The 15,579-nt window shown below is 61.9% G+C and carries 16 protein-coding genes; 7 read left to right on the forward strand and 9 right to left on the reverse strand.

Annotated elements, in window-relative coordinates:
• Positions 1-19: 19 nt before the first annotated feature.
• The gene (locus tag ACS5Q8_RS11505; RefSeq protein ID WP_465160207.1) at positions 20-1,432 is read right to left on the reverse strand and encodes an aminotransferase-like domain-containing protein; all 1,413 of its coding nucleotides are present in this window, start codon (positions 1,430-1,432) and stop codon (positions 20-22) included.
• A 142-nt stretch (positions 1,433-1,574) separates the two neighbouring features.
• Between ACS5Q8_RS11505 and ACS5Q8_RS11510 the strand changes: the two genes are divergently transcribed.
• From ACS5Q8_RS11510 to ACS5Q8_RS11530, 5 genes are all read left to right on the forward strand, one after another.
• Complete coding sequence (locus ACS5Q8_RS11510; RefSeq protein ID WP_426102431.1) at positions 1,575-2,207, forward strand: LysE family translocator; 633 nt, start codon at positions 1,575-1,577, stop codon at positions 2,205-2,207.
• Between the two features lie 82 nt (positions 2,208-2,289).
• The gene (locus ACS5Q8_RS11515; RefSeq protein WP_443697731.1) at positions 2,290-3,348 is read left to right on the forward strand and encodes a diguanylate cyclase; all 1,059 of its coding nucleotides are present in this window, start codon (positions 2,290-2,292) and stop codon (positions 3,346-3,348) included.
• A gap of 47 nt (positions 3,349-3,395) precedes the next feature.
• On the forward strand, positions 3,396-4,625 hold the full coding sequence (locus tag ACS5Q8_RS11520) for a M20/M25/M40 family metallo-hydrolase (RefSeq protein WP_276193478.1): 1,230 nt from the start codon (positions 3,396-3,398) through the stop codon (positions 4,623-4,625).
• 130 nt (positions 4,626-4,755) lie between these two features.
• Positions 4,756-5,622: a pirin family protein gene (locus tag ACS5Q8_RS11525; RefSeq protein ID WP_276193476.1), complete on the forward strand. Its 867-nt coding sequence runs from the start codon at positions 4,756-4,758 to the stop codon at positions 5,620-5,622.
• A gap of 116 nt (positions 5,623-5,738) precedes the next feature.
• Entirely contained in the window at positions 5,739-7,184 is a 1,446-nt protein-coding gene (locus ACS5Q8_RS11530; protein ID WP_443694071.1) for a mechanosensitive ion channel domain-containing protein, read from the forward strand.
• 129 nt (positions 7,185-7,313) lie between these two features.
• On the opposite strand, the gene gudD is transcribed toward ACS5Q8_RS11530, so the two are convergent.
• Complete coding sequence (gudD, locus tag ACS5Q8_RS11535; RefSeq protein WP_276193473.1) at positions 7,314-8,663, reverse strand: glucarate dehydratase; 1,350 nt, start codon at positions 8,661-8,663, stop codon at positions 7,314-7,316.
• 12 nt (positions 8,664-8,675) lie between these two features.
• A complete protein-coding gene (locus tag ACS5Q8_RS11540) occupies positions 8,676-10,025 on the reverse strand; it encodes an MFS transporter (protein WP_276193472.1) in 1,350 nt (449 codons plus the stop codon).
• A gap of 319 nt (positions 10,026-10,344) precedes the next feature.
• Between ACS5Q8_RS11540 and ACS5Q8_RS11545 the strand changes: the two genes are divergently transcribed.
• Together ACS5Q8_RS11545 and ACS5Q8_RS11550 are read left to right on the forward strand one after the other, a co-directional pair.
• Positions 10,345-11,046 (forward strand): FadR/GntR family transcriptional regulator, encoded by a 702-nt coding sequence (locus tag ACS5Q8_RS11545; RefSeq protein WP_247396974.1) that lies wholly within the window; start codon positions 10,345-10,347, stop codon positions 11,044-11,046.
• Positions 11,047-11,124: 78 nt separating this feature from the next.
• Positions 11,125-11,712, forward strand: coding sequence for a LysE family translocator (locus tag ACS5Q8_RS11550; protein WP_247396973.1), 588 nt, complete (start codon positions 11,125-11,127; stop codon positions 11,710-11,712).
• Here the strand turns inward: ACS5Q8_RS11550 and ACS5Q8_RS11555 are convergent.
• The 6 genes from ACS5Q8_RS11555 to ACS5Q8_RS11580 form a co-directional block, all read right to left on the reverse strand.
• Positions 11,654-12,547 (reverse strand): AraC family ligand binding domain-containing protein, encoded by an 894-nt coding sequence (locus tag ACS5Q8_RS11555; RefSeq protein WP_465160208.1) that lies wholly within the window; start codon positions 12,545-12,547, stop codon positions 11,654-11,656. The genes ACS5Q8_RS11550 and ACS5Q8_RS11555 overlap by 59 nt on opposite strands.
• Positions 12,548-12,648: 101 nt before the next feature.
• The gene (locus tag ACS5Q8_RS11560; protein WP_253395061.1) at positions 12,649-13,074 is read right to left on the reverse strand and encodes a GNAT family N-acetyltransferase; all 426 of its coding nucleotides are present in this window, start codon (positions 13,072-13,074) and stop codon (positions 12,649-12,651) included.
• 258 nt (positions 13,075-13,332) lie between these two features.
• Positions 13,333-13,470 carry a hypothetical protein gene (locus tag ACS5Q8_RS11565; protein ID WP_465160209.1) on the reverse strand — a complete coding sequence of 46 codons (138 nt, stop codon included), beginning with the start codon at positions 13,468-13,470 and terminating at the stop codon, positions 13,333-13,335.
• 43 nt (positions 13,471-13,513) lie between these two features.
• Positions 13,514-13,906: a hypothetical protein gene (locus ACS5Q8_RS11570; protein WP_443694073.1), complete on the reverse strand. Its 393-nt coding sequence runs from the start codon at positions 13,904-13,906 to the stop codon at positions 13,514-13,516.
• A 206-nt stretch (positions 13,907-14,112) separates the two neighbouring features.
• Positions 14,113-14,478, reverse strand: a complete 366-nt coding sequence (locus tag ACS5Q8_RS11575) for a hypothetical protein (RefSeq protein WP_465160210.1) — start codon at positions 14,476-14,478, stop codon at positions 14,113-14,115.
• A gap of 322 nt (positions 14,479-14,800) precedes the next feature.
• The gene (locus ACS5Q8_RS11580) at positions 14,801-15,292 is read right to left on the reverse strand and encodes a GNAT family N-acetyltransferase (protein WP_276193468.1); all 492 of its coding nucleotides are present in this window, start codon (positions 15,290-15,292) and stop codon (positions 14,801-14,803) included.
• Positions 15,293-15,579 lie beyond the last annotated feature (287 nt).

A 15,579-nucleotide genomic window follows, 5' to 3' on the forward strand; every position in this document is an offset into this window, starting at 1 on the left:
AATGTTGATCACGGCATGCTCAACGGTCGCGCACGGCCTTGAGCAGCAGCGTTTCGAAGGCTTGCTGTACCCCTGGCCCATCACTGTGGGCCACGTTGAAACGCATCGAGTCACGCAGTGCCGGGTCGTAGCCGAACAACGCCCCCGGCGCTAGCACCATGCTTTGCTTCAAAGCCTTCTGGGCCAACTGCTCACCGTTCACCCCCGGCGGCAGGCGGGCCCAGATGAACATGCCGCCTTCATACGCCATCGGCAATTGGCAGCCGCAGCGCTTGAGCCATTGTTCGACACGCCCGCCGGCCTCCAGCAAGTGCTGCACCATGCGTTTGCGGTGCCGGGCGTAACTGCCTTCGCTGAGCAGGCGATAGACGATCTGCTCGAACAGCTCCGAGGTCACGCCGCCGCTCATCAACTTCATATGGGTCAGGTTGGCCGCCAGTTGCGGCGCGGCCACCACGTAGCTGACGCGGGTGTTGGCGCTGAGGATTTTCGAGAAGCCCGACAGGTAGGTGACCTGGTCCAGCCCTGCGACGGCGGCCAGGCGCGGTGGCGGGTTGGGGTGCAGGTCGCCGTAGAGGTCATCCTCGATGATATGGCAGTGGTACTGCCGGGTCAGTTGCAGCAGGCGAAACGCCTGGTTGGGGCTGAAAGAATGCCCGGTCGGGTTATGCAACACGCTGGTGGTGAGGTACAGGCTGGGGCGATGTTCGGCCAGTAACTGCTCGAGGGCGGCGAAATCGAAGCCATCGGGGCGACGCTCGATCGTCACCACCTTGACCCCGTGCAGGGCCAGGTTGGCGTGGAAGTTGAAGTAGCAGGGCGCGTCGAGCAGCACCGTGTCGCCCGGGCGGGCAAGCAGGCGCATGAGCATGTCCAGGCCTTGCAGGGTGTTGGGGGTGGTGATGATTTGCTCTACGGGCACCGACAGCCCTTCGGCATGCAGCTTGTGTTGCAACGCCTGGCGCAAGGGCAATAACCCGGCTGGCGTGCCCATCCCGGCAAGGCGCAGCGACGGCGCGCGCACCACGCTGCGCATGGCTTGGCGCAGCGTTTCGCTGTCCAGCCATTGCTCCGGTAAATGCCCGCCACCGGGGCGCCATTCGCCATTGACGCTGACCAAGGGCCGGCGCAGGACACTGAGCAGGTCCTGGGGCAACAGGTCGACCCAGCTCGACGACGCGGGGCGGGCGGTGTCCGTCGCCACAAAGTAGCCGCGACCCTGACTCGACGTCAGCAGGTTGCGTCCGCGCAGGCGGTCCAGGGCTTCGTTGAGGGTGAACTTGCTGACGCCCAGGGTCTGGGCCAGTTCACGCACCGACGGCAACTTGCTGCCGGGCGCCCATTCGCCGTTCTCGATCGCCTGGCTGAACGCCTCGACGATTTGCTGCACCTTGGGTGAGCCTGCCCGAAAGGCGATGGCGGATACAAACATGCGGCATCCTTGTCTTTGCTGGTGATTTTACCGGTGAAGTAGGGCTGGATTAGGCACGACTTTACCTGCCTTGTGCAATGCCGCTGCCCTAGACTGCCGACCATCTGGCCACTTTCTGGCTGTCTTCCCAAGGTCCAAGGCCATGACAACCGCGCTGACCCTCTCTTCGTTCCTCTACTTTCTGTTGTTTTGCGCCACCGTGACGTTCAGCCCCGGCCCCATGACCTTGCTGCTGCTGAGCCTGGGCTTGAAGGACGGCCTGCGCAGCTCGATCCCGGCGCAGATCGGCGCCAGTGTGGCGTACCTGATCTCCATCCTGATCTTTGCCGTGGGCTTCTCGGAATTGATCAAAGGCAACCTCGCGATCACCCAGAGTATCCAGATGGTCGGCGTCGCCTACATCCTCTACCTGGCCTACAAACAGTGGACCGGCAGCGGCGTGTCCAGCGGCGCGGTCGTTGCCGTGGAAGGCGGGCGCAGCCTGTTCGGCAAGGGCTTGCTGACCGGGTTTTCCAACCCCAAGGCGATCGTTATGTTCAGCGCCGTGTTCCCACAATTCGCTGGGGCCGGGGAGCACAACTCGATGACGGACATCGCCATCCTCGGGCTGACCTTCCTGGTGCTGCAATTTGCCAGCGGCTGCCTGTATGGCTATTTCGGCCAGCGCATCAAACCTGTACTGGAAAACCCTCGGCGGCGGGTATGGCTACAACGAATTACGGCGCTGCTGCTACTGGGCGTCGCGGGGATGCTGGCACGGGGCTTTTCCGACTGACGACGGAGAGTGTATGAGCGGTAGTGGCGATATGACGTTGCCCTGATAGACTCCAGGCACTCACTCAGGATCGCACTCCACCATGCCAGCCTCCGGAGGAAATGGAGTTCCGCTCGCTACCCGCTTGTACAAATCCCGCACGTTGGGGCTGATGCTTGGCTTTGCCTGCGTGGCGTTCGGCATGTATCCGCTCAACCCACCGTCGTGGGTGTGGGGTTTGATGGTGATCAACGGCTTTGTCTGGCCGCATCTGGCTTATCAATGGTCGCGCCGTAACGCCAACACATTGCGTTGTGAGCGGCGCAACCTGCTGTTCGATTCGTTTTGCGGCGGCTTCTGGGTCGGCGCCATGCACTTCAACCCACTGCCCAGCGTCACCACCCTGTCGATGATGACCATGAATAATGTGGCCATCGGGGGTACCCGTTTCATGCTGGCGGGCTGGGTGGCGCAGGCGTTGGGCGTCGGCGTGTCGCTGCTGATCTTCACCCCGGCGTTCATCAGCATGACCACCCAGGCGCAGCTGTACGCCTGTTTGCCGATCCTGATGCTGTATCCGCTGGCCCTGGGCTGGATTTGCTATCGCCAGGCCGTGAGCCTGGCCGGGCACAAGCGCGAGCTACTGGCCCTGAGTCGCACCGACAGCTTGTCCGGCCTGCTCAACCATGGCGCGTGGAAGGACCATCTGGACATCGAGTTCCAACGCTGTCACCGCGAGCCACTGGGCGCGGTCATTGCCCTGATCGACATCGATCACTTCAAAGTGATCAACGACACCTACGGCCATGTCACTGGCGATATCGTCCTGCGCCAGCTCAGTAAAGTACTGCGCCAGAACCTGCGCGCCACTGACCTGGCCGGGCGCTACGGCGGTGATGAGTTCTGCGTGATCCTGCCGGGCGTGCCGCTCAATCGGGCCACGGAAGTCATGGATGCCCTGCGTGATCGCTTCAATGCGCTGGCCTATGCCGAGGACCCGACCCTGCGTGCCAGCTTGAGCATCGGCCTGGCGCCTTATCAGCCCGGGCATGCCGATGCCACCAGTTGGCTCAACGATGCCGACCAGGCGTTATACGAAGCCAAGAGCAGCGGGCGCAACCGGGTCAGCGCGGTGCAGGGCCCTTGGTTGAGGTCGGTCTAGTGGGGTAGGGTGTGGCGTTCCCTTCCAATAAAAACAAGGATCGATTCATGCTCTTCACCTTCCCCCGTACTCTTTTGGCCGCGACCCTGGCCGTGTCCTTCGCGCTCCCGGCCTACAGCGCCGAACCCCACACACAGATCCAGGCGGCTGCCGAACAGTACCAGGCCGACGCGCTGAAATTGCTCGAGCGCCTGGTCAACATCGACTCGGGTTCCGGCTACGGGCCGGGCCTGACCCAGGTCAGCGACATCGCCGTCGATGAGCTCAAACAGCTGGGCTTCAGCATCGAACGCGTGCCGGATGCTGCGGCCAACAGCAGCCATGTGATCGCCACCCTCAAAGGCACCGGCAAGGCCAACATCCTGTTGATGGCCCACATGGACACCGTATTCAAAGAAGGCTCGGCCGCCGCACGTCCGTTCCACATCAAGGACGGTCGCGCCTACGGCCCCGGTGTGATGGATGACAAGGGCGGTATCGTCGCCGGTCTCTATGCGCTGAAAGTCCTGAAAAACCAGGGCTTCACGGACTACGCGCAGATCACCTTCCTGCTCGACGCCAGCGAAGAAACCGGTTCCGACGCCGCCTCAGCGCTGATCCGCAAAACCGCCAAGGCCCACGACGTGACCTTGAATCTCGAGCCCGGTCGCCCGGCGGATGGCCTGGTGGTCTGGCGCAAAGGCAGCGCCACTGCGGTGGTCGAAGTCAAAGGCAAAGCCGCTCACGCCGGCGTCGCCCCGGAACTGGGGCGCAACGCCGCGATGGAAGCTGCCCACCAGATCCTGCAACTGGGCCAACTGGGCGATGCAGAAAAGAAAACCACCATCAACTTCACCGTGCTTCAGGCCGGTGATCGCGTCAACGTGATTCCTGACCAGGCGACGGCCAAGGCCGATGTGCGTGCGGCGTTGCCGGAAGAGTTCGACCGCATCGAGAAAGACCTGGCGCGGGTATCGGCCAACAAGTTGATCCCCGAGACGCAAGTGACGACCAGCCTGCTGCGCGGTCTGCCGCCGATGCCACAGACGCCGGAATCGGACAAATTGGTGGCGATTGCCCAAGGCATTTATGGCGAGCTGGGGCGCACGCTGACCATTGAAGGCAGTGGCGGCGCGGCGGATGCGAGTTTGTCGGCCGGGGTAGGAACGCCGACCCTGGATGGGTTTGGGATTGTCGGTGGGAATATCCACACGCCCGAGGAATATGCGGAGGTGGGGAGTGTGGCGCCGCGCATTTATTTGTTGAGCCGTATGATCATGGAGTTGGCGAAGCGCTGACTTGAGGTTCCCAGGGAACGTTCTGTGAGGACCTGCTGATTGTCCTATGCATAGAACGAACAAGGTCGCGTTTACCGGCTAGTACCCCGGGATCGAGGGGCTTAGGGTGTAGGCACTTTGGAGGTACACCATGAAGAAACTCATCGGCATCTACACCAGCCCCAGCGCCCATTGGGTCGGCGACGGTTTTCCGGTGCGCACGCTGTTTTCCTACGACTCCCTGGGCAAGCACATCAGCCCATTTTTGTTGTTGGATCACGCCGGCCCGGCCGATTTCACCCCGACTGCACAACGTCGCGGCGTCGGCCAGCACCCGCATCGTGGCTTTGAAACCGTGACCATCGTCTACGACGGCGAAGTCGAACACCGCGACTCCACCGGGGCCGGCGGCACAATCGGCCCCGGCGACGTGCAATGGATGACCGCCGCCAAGGGCATCCTCCACGAAGAGTTCCACTCCGAAGCCTTCGCCCGTCGCGGCGGAGTGCTGGAGATGGTGCAACTGTGGGTCAACCTGCCGGCCAAGGACAAAATGGCCGACGCCGGCTACCAGACGATTGTCGACGGCGATATTCCGTTGCTGCCGCTGGCCAATGAGGCCGGCCAGCTGCGCCTGATTGCCGGTGAGTTCGCGGGCACAAAAGGCCCGGCACGCACCTTCACGCCCATCGACGTGTGGGACCTGCGCCTCAACGCCGGCAAGGCGCTGACCCTGGACCTGCACGCCGGACGCAATACCGCGCTGGTGATCTTGCGCGGTACGGTGCTGGTCAATGGCGAAGAAATCGCGCGCCAGGGGCAATTGGCACTGTTTGAGCGCGACGGCACGCAACTGTCCCTGGAGCCCAGCGACGACGCCAGGGTGCTGCTGCTCAGCGGTGAGCCGATCGACGAGCCGATCGTCGGGCATGGTCCGTTCGTGATGAATACTGAGCAGGAAATCCATCAGGCGTTTGCTGATTTTCACTCCGGTCATTTCGGGCAGATGCAGCGCTGAAAGGTTGACGCCAAGCCTAATGTGGGAGCGGGCAAGCCCCCGCATTTCGCTCCGCGCTATACCCCCACATCCCCATTTCATGCGATCTTCTCGGCATTCACCCTGGAGTCGTCTGGATGCCCTCATTTATCGCTGATCACCCCATGTTGTGCGCCCTGGCGCTGATTTTTATCGACATCGGTGTATGGCGCCTGATTTCCGCTGACCTGGCTAACTGGAAGCTGGCGGCGCGGCTGGTGATTTTTGCGGTGTTCAGCGCCGTGTTGTTCAACGACGGCATGAACCCGATGCTCGTCGCGCCGTATGCCGACAATACCGCGTTGCACCTGGCCGCCACCGCGTTGCAGATCGGTTGGTGGCTGTTCGCGGCGCGGACCCTGACGGTGTTGCTCGGCGCGGTGATGATGCAGCGCGTCGGCCATACCGGTCGCCTGTTGCAGGACCTGCTGGGCGCGGTGATTTTCCTGATTGCGATCATCGCCGCCATGGCCTACGTGCTCGACCTGCCGGTCAAGGGCGTGCTTGCCACCTCCGGTGCGGTGGCGATCATCGTCGGTCTGGCGTTGCAAAGCACCCTCAGCGATGTGTTTTCCGGGATTGTGCTCAACACCACCAAGCCGTACCAGCTCGGTGACTGGATTTCCATCGACGGCACTGAAGGCCGCGTCACCGATATCGACTGGCGCGCCACACGCTTGCAAACCTCCCAGGGCAGCATGGCGGTGATCCCCAATTCGCTGGCGGCCAAGGCCAAGATCATCAATTTCTCGCGCCCGGCGGACATGTTCGGCCTGTCGGTCTGCCTGCAAGTCAGCCCCCACGCGCGTCCGCAAACCGTGATCGAGGCGTTGGAGCGGGCGATGCAAGGTTGCCGGCCGCTGCTGGCTAAACCGGCGCCGAACGTGGCGTTCAAAACCTCGTCCAGTGGCGGCGTCGAGTATGAAATCAGCGGTTTTGTACCGGCGATGCTACTCAAGCGCGAAGTGCGCAATCAGCTGTACGACCTGGCTTTCCGGCACCTGCAGGCGGCAGGCGTCGGTTTGCTGTCGGCCACCGAAAGCAGCACGCCGCTGGCGCTGTCAGGTGCGCGGGCGTTGCTGGAGCGCTCGTCGATTTTCTCCACCTTGCGCCAGGAAGAGAAGGACACCTTCAGCCAGAATATGACCCTGCACAGCTACCGTGCTGGCGAGATGATCCTGCCGGCGGGGGAAGTCAGCGATCATTTGTTTATCGTCGAAACCGGCGTGGTCTCGGTGATGCTGAACAAGAGCGGGCACACGTTCGAAGCCGGGCGCATGGGCCCGGGGGAAGTGATCGGCGAGGCCGGGATCTTGTCCGACGAGGCCACGCTGGCTGACTTCTGCGCCAAGACCTACTGCACGCTCTACCGCGTCGAGAAGGAATACCTCAAGCCGTGCCTGGATGCGCGGCATGACATCGGCGAAGCGATGAAAGCACTGCTGGATTTTCGCGTACATACGGCGCAGACCCTGACCCAGGAAGCGCCGGTGGTACCGGTGAAGAAGGGCTTCCTGCAGTGGTTGCGCAAGCGCGGGTTGTAAAACGATCAGGCAAACGCCTCCCTCGCCGCCTGCTCGGTGGCGCCGGCCTGATGCCCGAGGATGGTCGGGTGCTGGGCGTTGACGATATCGTCCCCCAGGCACCCGCAGCGTTGTCCGTCAAATACGCGTTCAGCGCACCAGGCACGGGCGCTTGTTATCGAAGCTCCAGCCGGGAATCAGGAACTGCATGGCCACGCTGTCATTGCGCGCGCCCAGGCCCATGCCCTTGTAGCGTTCGTGGGCCTGGGCCACGGCGTCCATGTCGATCTCCACGCCCAGGCCCGGTTTGGCCGGCACCTGGATGTGACCGTCGACAATCGGCAACGGCGCCTTGGTCAGGCGCTGGCCGTCCTGCCAGATCCAGTGGGTGTCGATCGCGGTGATAGCGCCCGGTGCGGCGGCCGCCACCTGGGTAAACATCGCCAGGGAAATATCGAAGTGGTTGTTGGAGTGCGAGCCCCAGGTCAGGCCCCATTCGTGGCACATCTGCGCGACGCGCACCGAGCCTTGCATCGTCCAGAAGTGCGGGTCGGCGAGGGGGATGTCCACCGATTGCAGCTGGATCGCGTGGCCCATTTCGCGCCAGTCGGTGGCGATCATGTTGGTGGCGGTAGGCAGGCCGGTGGCGCGGCGGAATTCAGCCATGACTTCGCGGCCCGAATAGCCGTTTTCCGCGCCGCACGGGTCTTCGGCGTAGGCCAATACGTGATGTTGGTCGCGGCACAGGGCGATGGCCTCCTTGAGTGACCAGGCGCCGTTTGGGTCCAGGGTGATGCGTGCGTCGGGGAAGCGCTCGGCCAGGGCGGTGACCGCTTCGATTTCTTCGGCGCCGCGCAACACGCCGCCCTTGAGCTTGAAGTCGTTGAAACCGTACTTGGCCTGGGCGGCTTCGGCCAGGCGCACGATAGCGTCCGGGGTCAGGGCCGGTTCATGGCGCAGGCGAAACCAATCGTCTCCATCGGCTTCGCTGCGGTAGGCCAGGTCGGTCTGCTGGCGGTCGCCGATATAGAACAGGTAGCCGAGCATCTTTACCGCGTCGCGCTGCTGGCCTTCGCCGAGCAGGGCGGCCACTGGCACTTCGAGGAATTGGCCGAGCAGGTCGAGCAGCGCCGCTTCCATGGCGGTGACGGCGTGGATGGTGATGCGCAGGTCAAACGTCTGCAGGCCGCGCCCGGCGCTGTCGCGGGCGGCGAAGGTGCGGCGCATGGCATTGAGGATGCTCTGGTACTCGCCGATCGGTTTGCCGATCACCAGGCTGCGCGCGTCTTCCAGGGTTTCGCGGATGCGTTCGCCGCCCGGTACTTCGCCCACGCCGATGTGCCCGGCGCTGTCTTTGAGGATCACGATGTTGCGCGTGAAAAACGGCCCGTGGGCGCCGCTGAGGTTGAGCAGCATGCTGTCGTGGCCGGCCACCGGGATCACTTGCAGGTGGGTGACGATTGGGGCGTGACTGGCGTGGTGCTGGTGTTCTGTGTTCATGAAAACGCTTCCTTATTTGCTCAAGACGGGGGCGGGGTGCAGCACGCTCGGGCTTTGGGCGCCGGGCCGGGTCTTGGCGAAGAACACCAGGATCGCCGCGAGGATCGAGGTGCCGGCCAGCCCATACAAACCACCCTGGATCGACCCGGTGGTCTGCTCCAGAAACCCGAAGGTGGTGGGCGCGACAAACCCACCGAGGTTGCCGATGGAATTGATCAGCGCGATCACTGCCGCCGCGATGCGCGCATCCAGGTAGCCCTGGGGAATCGGCCAGAACAGTGACGACGCCGACTTGAACCCAATCGCAGCAAAACAGATGGCGACAAAGGCAAAGACCGGCCCACCGGTGGTGGAGAAAAACATCCCCGCGGCGGCAATCAACAGCGCCGTGGCCACCCACGCCTGCTGGTGCTTGTACTTGCCGGCCAGGGCCGCGAACGAGTACATGGCGATGATCGAAATCAGCCAGGGGATGGAGTTGTAGAAGCCCACCTGGATGTCACTCAGGTCGCCCATCTTCTTGATGATGCTCGGCAGCCAGAATGTGGCGGCATAGATGGTCAGTTGGATGCAGAAATACAGGGCGCAGAACAGCATGATCTGGCGGTCCTTGAGCAGCGTGCCCAGGCTCGGCTTGACCGTGGTGGCGGCGTCACGCTCGCGTTGTTCGCGCTCGATCTCGCCCACCAGCGCGTCCTGTTCTGCGCGGCTGAGCCATTTGGCATCGTGGGGTTTGGAGTCGAGCCAGAACCACACAAAAAAGCACAGCAGCACCGAAGCCATGCCTTCGATGATGTACATCCATTGCCAGCCGTGCAGGCCCAGCCCGTTGATTTGCAGCAGCACGCCGGACAGTGGGCCGGAGATCAGCGAGGCCAGGGCCGAGCCGCTGAGGAAGATCGCAATCGCCTTGCCGCGTTCCACCCCAGGCAGCCAGCGGGTGAAGTAGTAGATCACGCCCGGAAAGAACCCGGCCTCGGCCACGCCCAGCAGAAAACGCAGGATGTAGAAGTGGGTTTCGTTCTGGATAAAGGCCATCAGCGTCGCGGTGATGCCCCAGGTGAACATGATGCGGGTCAGCCAGATACGCGCGCCGACTTTTTGCAGCAGCAGGTTGGAGGGCACTTCGAACAAGGCATAGCCGATAAAGAACAAACCGGCACCGAAACCATAGGCGGCCGCACCGATGCCCAGGTCGTGTTCCATGTGGGTGCGCACAAAGCCGATGTTGACGCGGTCGATGTAGTTGACGATGAACATGATCACGAACAATGGCAGCACGTGCTGCTTCACTTTCTTGATCGCGCGGGCCAGGACGGGGTCGAGGGCGGGCGCAGCTGTCGCAGGGCTGGAAGAGGTCACGGGGTAGAACTCCCACGGATTATTGTTGTGCGGGGATGGGTTCAGGGCTGCCGGAGATGTCTGACAACTTGATAGACATCATACAACTGCTTTTTTCTATGTGGCAATGTAAATTTCGGCGGTTTGAGCGCGCTGTAGGCGCTTTGTTTCCTAAGAATTAGACGTCGTTGTGCTTGATATCAACCGCGTCGACGCAATCCAAGGCAAGCCTACTCCCACAAAAATCGTGGCCAGACATAGTGGAATTTGTTTGTTGTCATACAAGTTGATGGCGGATGGAGATGTTAGTATTGGCCGGGCCCAACCCATGGAATGACCGATGCACAACGACGCCCCCCGCAAGCGCTCCCAGGGCCTTGCCCATGACATCGTCACTACGTTGACCCAGCGCATTCTCCTCGGCCAAATGGCGCCGGGCGAGAAGTTGCCCTCCGAGTCGGCCATCGTTGGCGAGTACGGCGTCAGTCGCACGGTGGTGCGTGAGGCGTTGTCGAAGTTGCAGGCCGCGGGACTGGTGGAAACCCGGCATGGGGTGGGCACCTTTGTGCTTGAGCGGGACCAGCGCCAGGGCCTGCAACTGAACCACGACACCGCCGTCAGCGTGCGCGGCATCCTTGAGTTGCGCCTTGGCCTGGAAACCCAGGCCGCTGCCCTGGCCGCGTTGCGTCGCAGCGAGGCGCAGTTGCAGCTCATGCGCCAGGCCCTCGACGACTACCAGGCCTCGCTGGCCAACAACGACAGCAGCGTCGAACCCGACGTGCGCTTCCATCAGTTGATTGCCCAGGCCACTGGCAACAGCTACTTCACCGATGTGATTTATCACTTGGGTAACTCGGTGATCCCGCGCACGCGCATCAATGCCCAGGAGCGCGGCGATATCGACCTGATGAAGCTGGGCCAGTTGGCCAACCTGGAACACGAGGCGATCCTCAAAGCGATCCGCCGCCAGGACCCCGACGCCGCCCGCGCCGCCATGTGGTTGCACCTGAGCAACAGCCTGGAACGCATGACCGGCGAGTAGCAGGGGTATTTTCTTCAATACCCGGCTCGCCGGGGTGTTTACCGTGGCCCTTGTTCATCACTACAACAAGGAACCGTAATGAGCTTGATCCTTTCCATGGCCGCCTTCGCGTTGGCCACTTCCATCACACCGGGGCCGGTGAATGTGGTCGCCCTCAGTTCCGGCGCACGCTTCGGGTTTGCCGCCAGCCAGAAACACGTGTTCGGCGCCGCCGCCGGCTTCACGCTGTTGCTGGTGTTGATCGGCCTGGGGCTGCATGAAGTGCTGGTGCGCTGGCCCATCCTGACCCAGTTGATCCAGTGGGGCGGGGTCGCCTTCCTGTTGTACATGGCCTGGAAGCTCGCGGTGGACGATGGCCGGCTGGACGCCGAAGGCACCGCAACGGCGCCGTCGATGTTGTACGGGGCGATCATGCAATGGCTTAACCCCAAAGCCTGGCTGGCCTGCGTGGCGGGGATGGGGTTGTTTGTCGCCGATGGCGACGCCAGGCAAGTATGGCTGTTTGCGGCGCTCTACCTGGTGATCTGCTACCTGTCGGTGGCCTGCTGGGCCTACGCCGGCACGTTTTTGCGGCGTTACCTCGGCAACCCGCAGGGCGTGCGGGTGTTCAACCGTTCGATGGCCGCGTTGCTGGTGGCCAGTGTGGGTTATTTGCTGATGGCTTGAGCAAGTCGCGGTATTGCCCCGGCGTGGCGGCGAAGTGTTGCTTGAAGGTGCGCTGGAAGTGCGCCTGGTCGGCAAAGCCGGCGGCCAGGGCCACGTCGGCGATCAGTTCGCCGTTGCGCAATTGAGTGCGGGCAAACTGGATGCGCCGGTTCACCAGAAACGCATGGGGCGTCAGGCCGTAATACAGCTTGAACGCGCGGATCAAATACGAAGGCGACAGCTCGGCCGCCAAGCAAATGTCTTCGAGTTTCAAGGCCTGAGTGCAGTGTTCGCGGATGTACTCAGCGGCGCGTTCCAGCTTGTGGTTGACCTCCCGCACCGGCGTGTTCGAAGGGTTCAGGCGCTGCTGCACCTCACTGAAGTAACTCACCAGCACGCTCTGTTTTTGCAGCAGTTCGGCCTGCTCATCCAGCAGCACCCGGTACAGTTCGATCAGGCCGTTGTACAGCACCGGATCGCGGGTATAGGGCGTATTGAACGGTCGATAACCCAGGTCGGTGCTGAAACCCAATTGGTGTTGCAGGTCCGTCAGCCAGGGGGTGTCGAGGTAGAGCATGTGATACGACCAAGGCTGGTCGTGGATCGGGTTGCACGCATGCACATCGCCGGGGTTCATCAACACCACCGTGCCGGCACTGATCTGAAAGGTGTCCGCACCGTGGTGGTAATCGCTGCACCCGGTGGTAATCGCGCCGATGGAAAAGTGCTCATGGGAGTGGCGGGTGTACGTGACCTTACGCCCATCGGCGATGGTCCGCGCTTCGATGAACGGCAAGCGCTCGTCGCGCCAGAAGCGCGGCGCTTGCGCGGGGTGAGTGGCAGTGTTCAGCGACATGGCGGTGGCTCCATCCCTCGAGAGATCGAGGGAGGATCATTGCACAGACGGCGGGGGCCGTCAGCCTGGAAGTCCGAGCTCATCTCCCATAAAGGGGAATCTCACAGCTGTTTAGACAGAAACACCCGGCTGCTACCTTCGGGTTCACAGGGTATTTCGCCAAACCGCACCCAACCGTTCTTTTCATAGAACCCCGGCGCCTGGAAGCTGATGGTGTAGAGCACGGCATTGCGGCAACCACGGCGTCGGGCTTCGTCTTCGAATGCGTGCAGCAATTGGCTGCCGATGCCTGCACCGCGCAACGTGGCGGGCAAATGGAAGAGGTCGAGGAAGGCCATGCCGAATGCGCTCCGGCCGGTGATGCCGCCGAGCACTTGCTGGGTGTGCGGGTCTTTGACCAGCACCGTCAGCGGGCGTCGGTCATGGTAGCCGGTGGCTTGTTCGTTGAACGCCGCCAGGCCGTTGGCGAGGATGCGTTCGGCATCGGGGTTGGGTTGGTCGCTGATTTCAATGAGGGGGTGCTGCATCGCGCTGGATTCCTTGTTGTGCTGAGCCTTGACTCTGTCCCTGGGGGCAGACTTTATGCTTTTTTCGCTGCGTCTGCCGCAGGATTTCCTACGCGAATTCCTGGGGTGTTTGCAGGTGTCGTTACCGTGGCGGTTGCCGGCTGCGACTTTTTGGGGGCGCGAATCGCGTTGCTGTTTTGGGTGAGCACGCAGTCGGCCGATTGTTCCTTTGGCCTCGAGTGCGGCGGCCATCACGTCGAGACGACCTATCGCAGTCGCCTAGCTCGACAACGTATAAAACCCCAGCAGGGCGCCCAGCCCGGTAAAAATAGCGCTGAGCGGCGCCCAGAAGGTCAGCACCTGTTTGAGGTTCTTTTTCAACGCTTGTTGAAAGGTGAGCGGTCTTGCGGTGATCACGTGGCAGTTCCTTCCCAGGACTTAAAATGAGCGGCGCTGATTGTTACTGAGCCTTTTGTTCGGTGTCGACAGGGGGCTCCTCCAGCGCAGCAGCGTCAGCTTTCGACCGCTGCTCCTGCTCCAATTGCTTTTCCCTGGCTTCCAGGCGCGCCTTACGATCGGCCTCGATACGTTCCTGTTCGTGGCGCTGCATCAACGCCTCAAGGTCCTTGGCCTGCTGGCGATTACGTTCTTCGAGTTGACGTAACTGCTCCCTGGACTGGCGCGCCTGCTCCTCGGCGCGTTGGTCGGCCTCCCGGCGTAACTGGTCGGCGGATGAGTTTCTGATGTGCTCGATGTCTTGAGCCGTGGCCCCGAATGAAACCGGCACCATCGCCATCATCGTTGCAGCGATCAAAGAGGAGGTTAGCAAGCGGCTGATATGCGTCCCGGACATCAAGGCATTCCGTGTCGATTCGTGGTGCCTTGTTGGACGCTGCAAAAAGGATAAGTTCCCAGGGTGGCTATTAAAAGGCCATCACCCTTGCGTGCCACGCCATCCCGCTGTGATCCGACGCCGAGGGTAGTACCGCGCGCCAGCCCTATGGCGTGCTGGCGGGGTGCTACTGGGGAGGATGAATCCGCCCCAGCCCGCCAGTTGCCTTACGCCCGCTGCCAGCCGACCATGTTATCGGGCGTGATCTCGAAATCGATGGCCTCGCGGTAAGGATCGCCAAGCGGGGCGTATTGGCCGTTGCCGGCTGCCTGGGTGGGTTGCCAGCTTTGGGTATTCGGATCGAAGACCTCGGCATCGTCCCCGGCGGTGCTATCCAAGGGGTTATGGCGTGGAGAGTCGTTATCGATGCTGTCCTGCACGCCGTTATCGCAGCCGCCCGGTTTGGCGATCAGGGCATCATCCCCTTTCGCAGGGCCCCGTGAGTTGTGGCTTGAATTGTCGTTAGTGAACCCGCTTGCGCCTGACACTGGGTAAAGCGCGGGGTATAGGTTGGAACCGCCGATGGAAGACATGAGTACACCTCGTTGATGGGGAATGAAAAGATCCGCCAGACCCCGGTCTGGTTGATCGCATCGGCAGGCTACCGAGTCATCAAGGGGCGCTCAATAAGGTGAATTCGGGCGGATGTAACCGGTTAAAACCGGCGCTGGGCGCATCCACAGAATGCGCGAGGTGGCTGTAGGGCGTGTCCGCGTCATCCTGCGCCGCGTCAGGCGTTGCGTCAGATGTTGGGCATGCCGATACGGGTTTTGCGGGTTGAAATACATTTGCCGATTGGGCGGTCGCTGACGGTTAGACGTTTCGACACATAAATGCGCCCCATGCGGCGCCGACCTAAAGGTCCATCACCATCTCGTGCCACGCCATCCCGCCATGATCCGACGCAGACGGTTGCACATAGCGGTAGCCCATGCGTGTGTACAACTCGACATGGCGGTCTTTGCACATCAAGTGAAGGGTCTGCTTACCCATCGCGCGCATGCGCTGCACGAACTCGCGCATCAACGCGCTGGAATAGCCCTTGCCCTGGTGCGCCGGGGCGACCACCACCGACATGATCACCGCATTCGGCGCCTCGGCCGAATGGCCGACCAACTCCTTGAACGCCTCGTCTGACATCACCACCTTGTGCGCGCAGCCGCTGTTGATGAAGCCCACCACCTCGCCATCTGCCTCCAGGATCAAAAAGCCTTGCGGGTACAACGCAATGCGCGTGGCGATTTTTTCCAAGGTTGCGGCTTCGTCGCCTTCGTAGGCGCTGATTTCAATGTCAAAGCAACGGGCGGCGTCGGTGGGGAGGGCGTTGCGGAAGGAGAGGGCGGGCATGCGGTTTCCTGGGGTGTTAAGCGAAGGGCCACATCATAGCGGGGTGTCAATAGCGTCGCCATCGCGGCCTCGCTGGGGTTCGTATATTGATAATAAAAGCGTGGAACTTGTCAGCGATGTATTTGCTGGTAGTAGGAGGTCGTCCCGGTGAAAATGCAAGTTTGTTAACGTCTTACACGGCAACTGATAATGGTTGTAAGAACGTGAGTGGTTGATGAGTTAGAGTGTTTCTGAGTGCTGTAGGATTTGGTTCCTTTGCTCTCGATTGTAGTGTGTTTCTTTATTTT

It is taken from the genome of Pseudomonas sp. PAMC25584 (genome assembly GCF_058135675.1).

Excerpts from the sequence above, each read along its gene's own strand:
- ACS5Q8_RS11510 (WP_426102431.1), top strand. The coding sequence starts at position 1,575 with ATGACAACCGCGCTGACCCTCTCTTCGTTCCTCTACTTTCTGTTGTTT.
- ACS5Q8_RS11550 (WP_247396973.1), top strand. The coding sequence starts at position 11,125 with ATGAGCTTGATCCTTTCCATGGCCGCCTTCGCGTTGGCCACTTCCATC.
- ACS5Q8_RS11525 (WP_276193476.1), top strand. The coding sequence starts at position 4,756 with ATGAAGAAACTCATCGGCATCTACACCAGCCCCAGCGCCCATTGGGTC.
- ACS5Q8_RS11520 (WP_276193478.1), top strand. The coding sequence starts at position 3,396 with ATGCTCTTCACCTTCCCCCGTACTCTTTTGGCCGCGACCCTGGCCGTG.
- gudD (WP_276193473.1), bottom strand. The coding sequence starts at position 8,663 with ATGAACACAGAACACCAGCACCACGCCAGTCACGCCCCAATCGTCACC.
- ACS5Q8_RS11515 (WP_443697731.1), top strand. The coding sequence starts at position 2,290 with ATGCCAGCCTCCGGAGGAAATGGAGTTCCGCTCGCTACCCGCTTGTAC.
- ACS5Q8_RS11570 (WP_443694073.1), bottom strand. The coding sequence starts at position 13,906 with ATGTCCGGGACGCATATCAGCCGCTTGCTAACCTCCTCTTTGATCGCT.
- ACS5Q8_RS11545 (WP_247396974.1), top strand. The coding sequence starts at position 10,345 with ATGCACAACGACGCCCCCCGCAAGCGCTCCCAGGGCCTTGCCCATGAC.
- ACS5Q8_RS11530 (WP_443694071.1), top strand. The coding sequence starts at position 5,739 with ATGCCCTCATTTATCGCTGATCACCCCATGTTGTGCGCCCTGGCGCTG.
- ACS5Q8_RS11505 (WP_465160207.1), bottom strand. The coding sequence starts at position 1,432 with ATGTTTGTATCCGCCATCGCCTTTCGGGCAGGCTCACCCAAGGTGCAG.
- ACS5Q8_RS11575 (WP_465160210.1), bottom strand. The coding sequence starts at position 14,478 with ATGTCTTCCATCGGCGGTTCCAACCTATACCCCGCGCTTTACCCAGTG.
- ACS5Q8_RS11580 (WP_276193468.1), bottom strand. The coding sequence starts at position 15,292 with ATGCCCGCCCTCTCCTTCCGCAACGCCCTCCCCACCGACGCCGCCCGT.
- ACS5Q8_RS11555 (WP_465160208.1), bottom strand. The coding sequence starts at position 12,547 with ATGTCGCTGAACACTGCCACTCACCCCGCGCAAGCGCCGCGCTTCTGG.
- ACS5Q8_RS11560 (WP_253395061.1), bottom strand. The coding sequence starts at position 13,074 with ATGCAGCACCCCCTCATTGAAATCAGCGACCAACCCAACCCCGATGCC.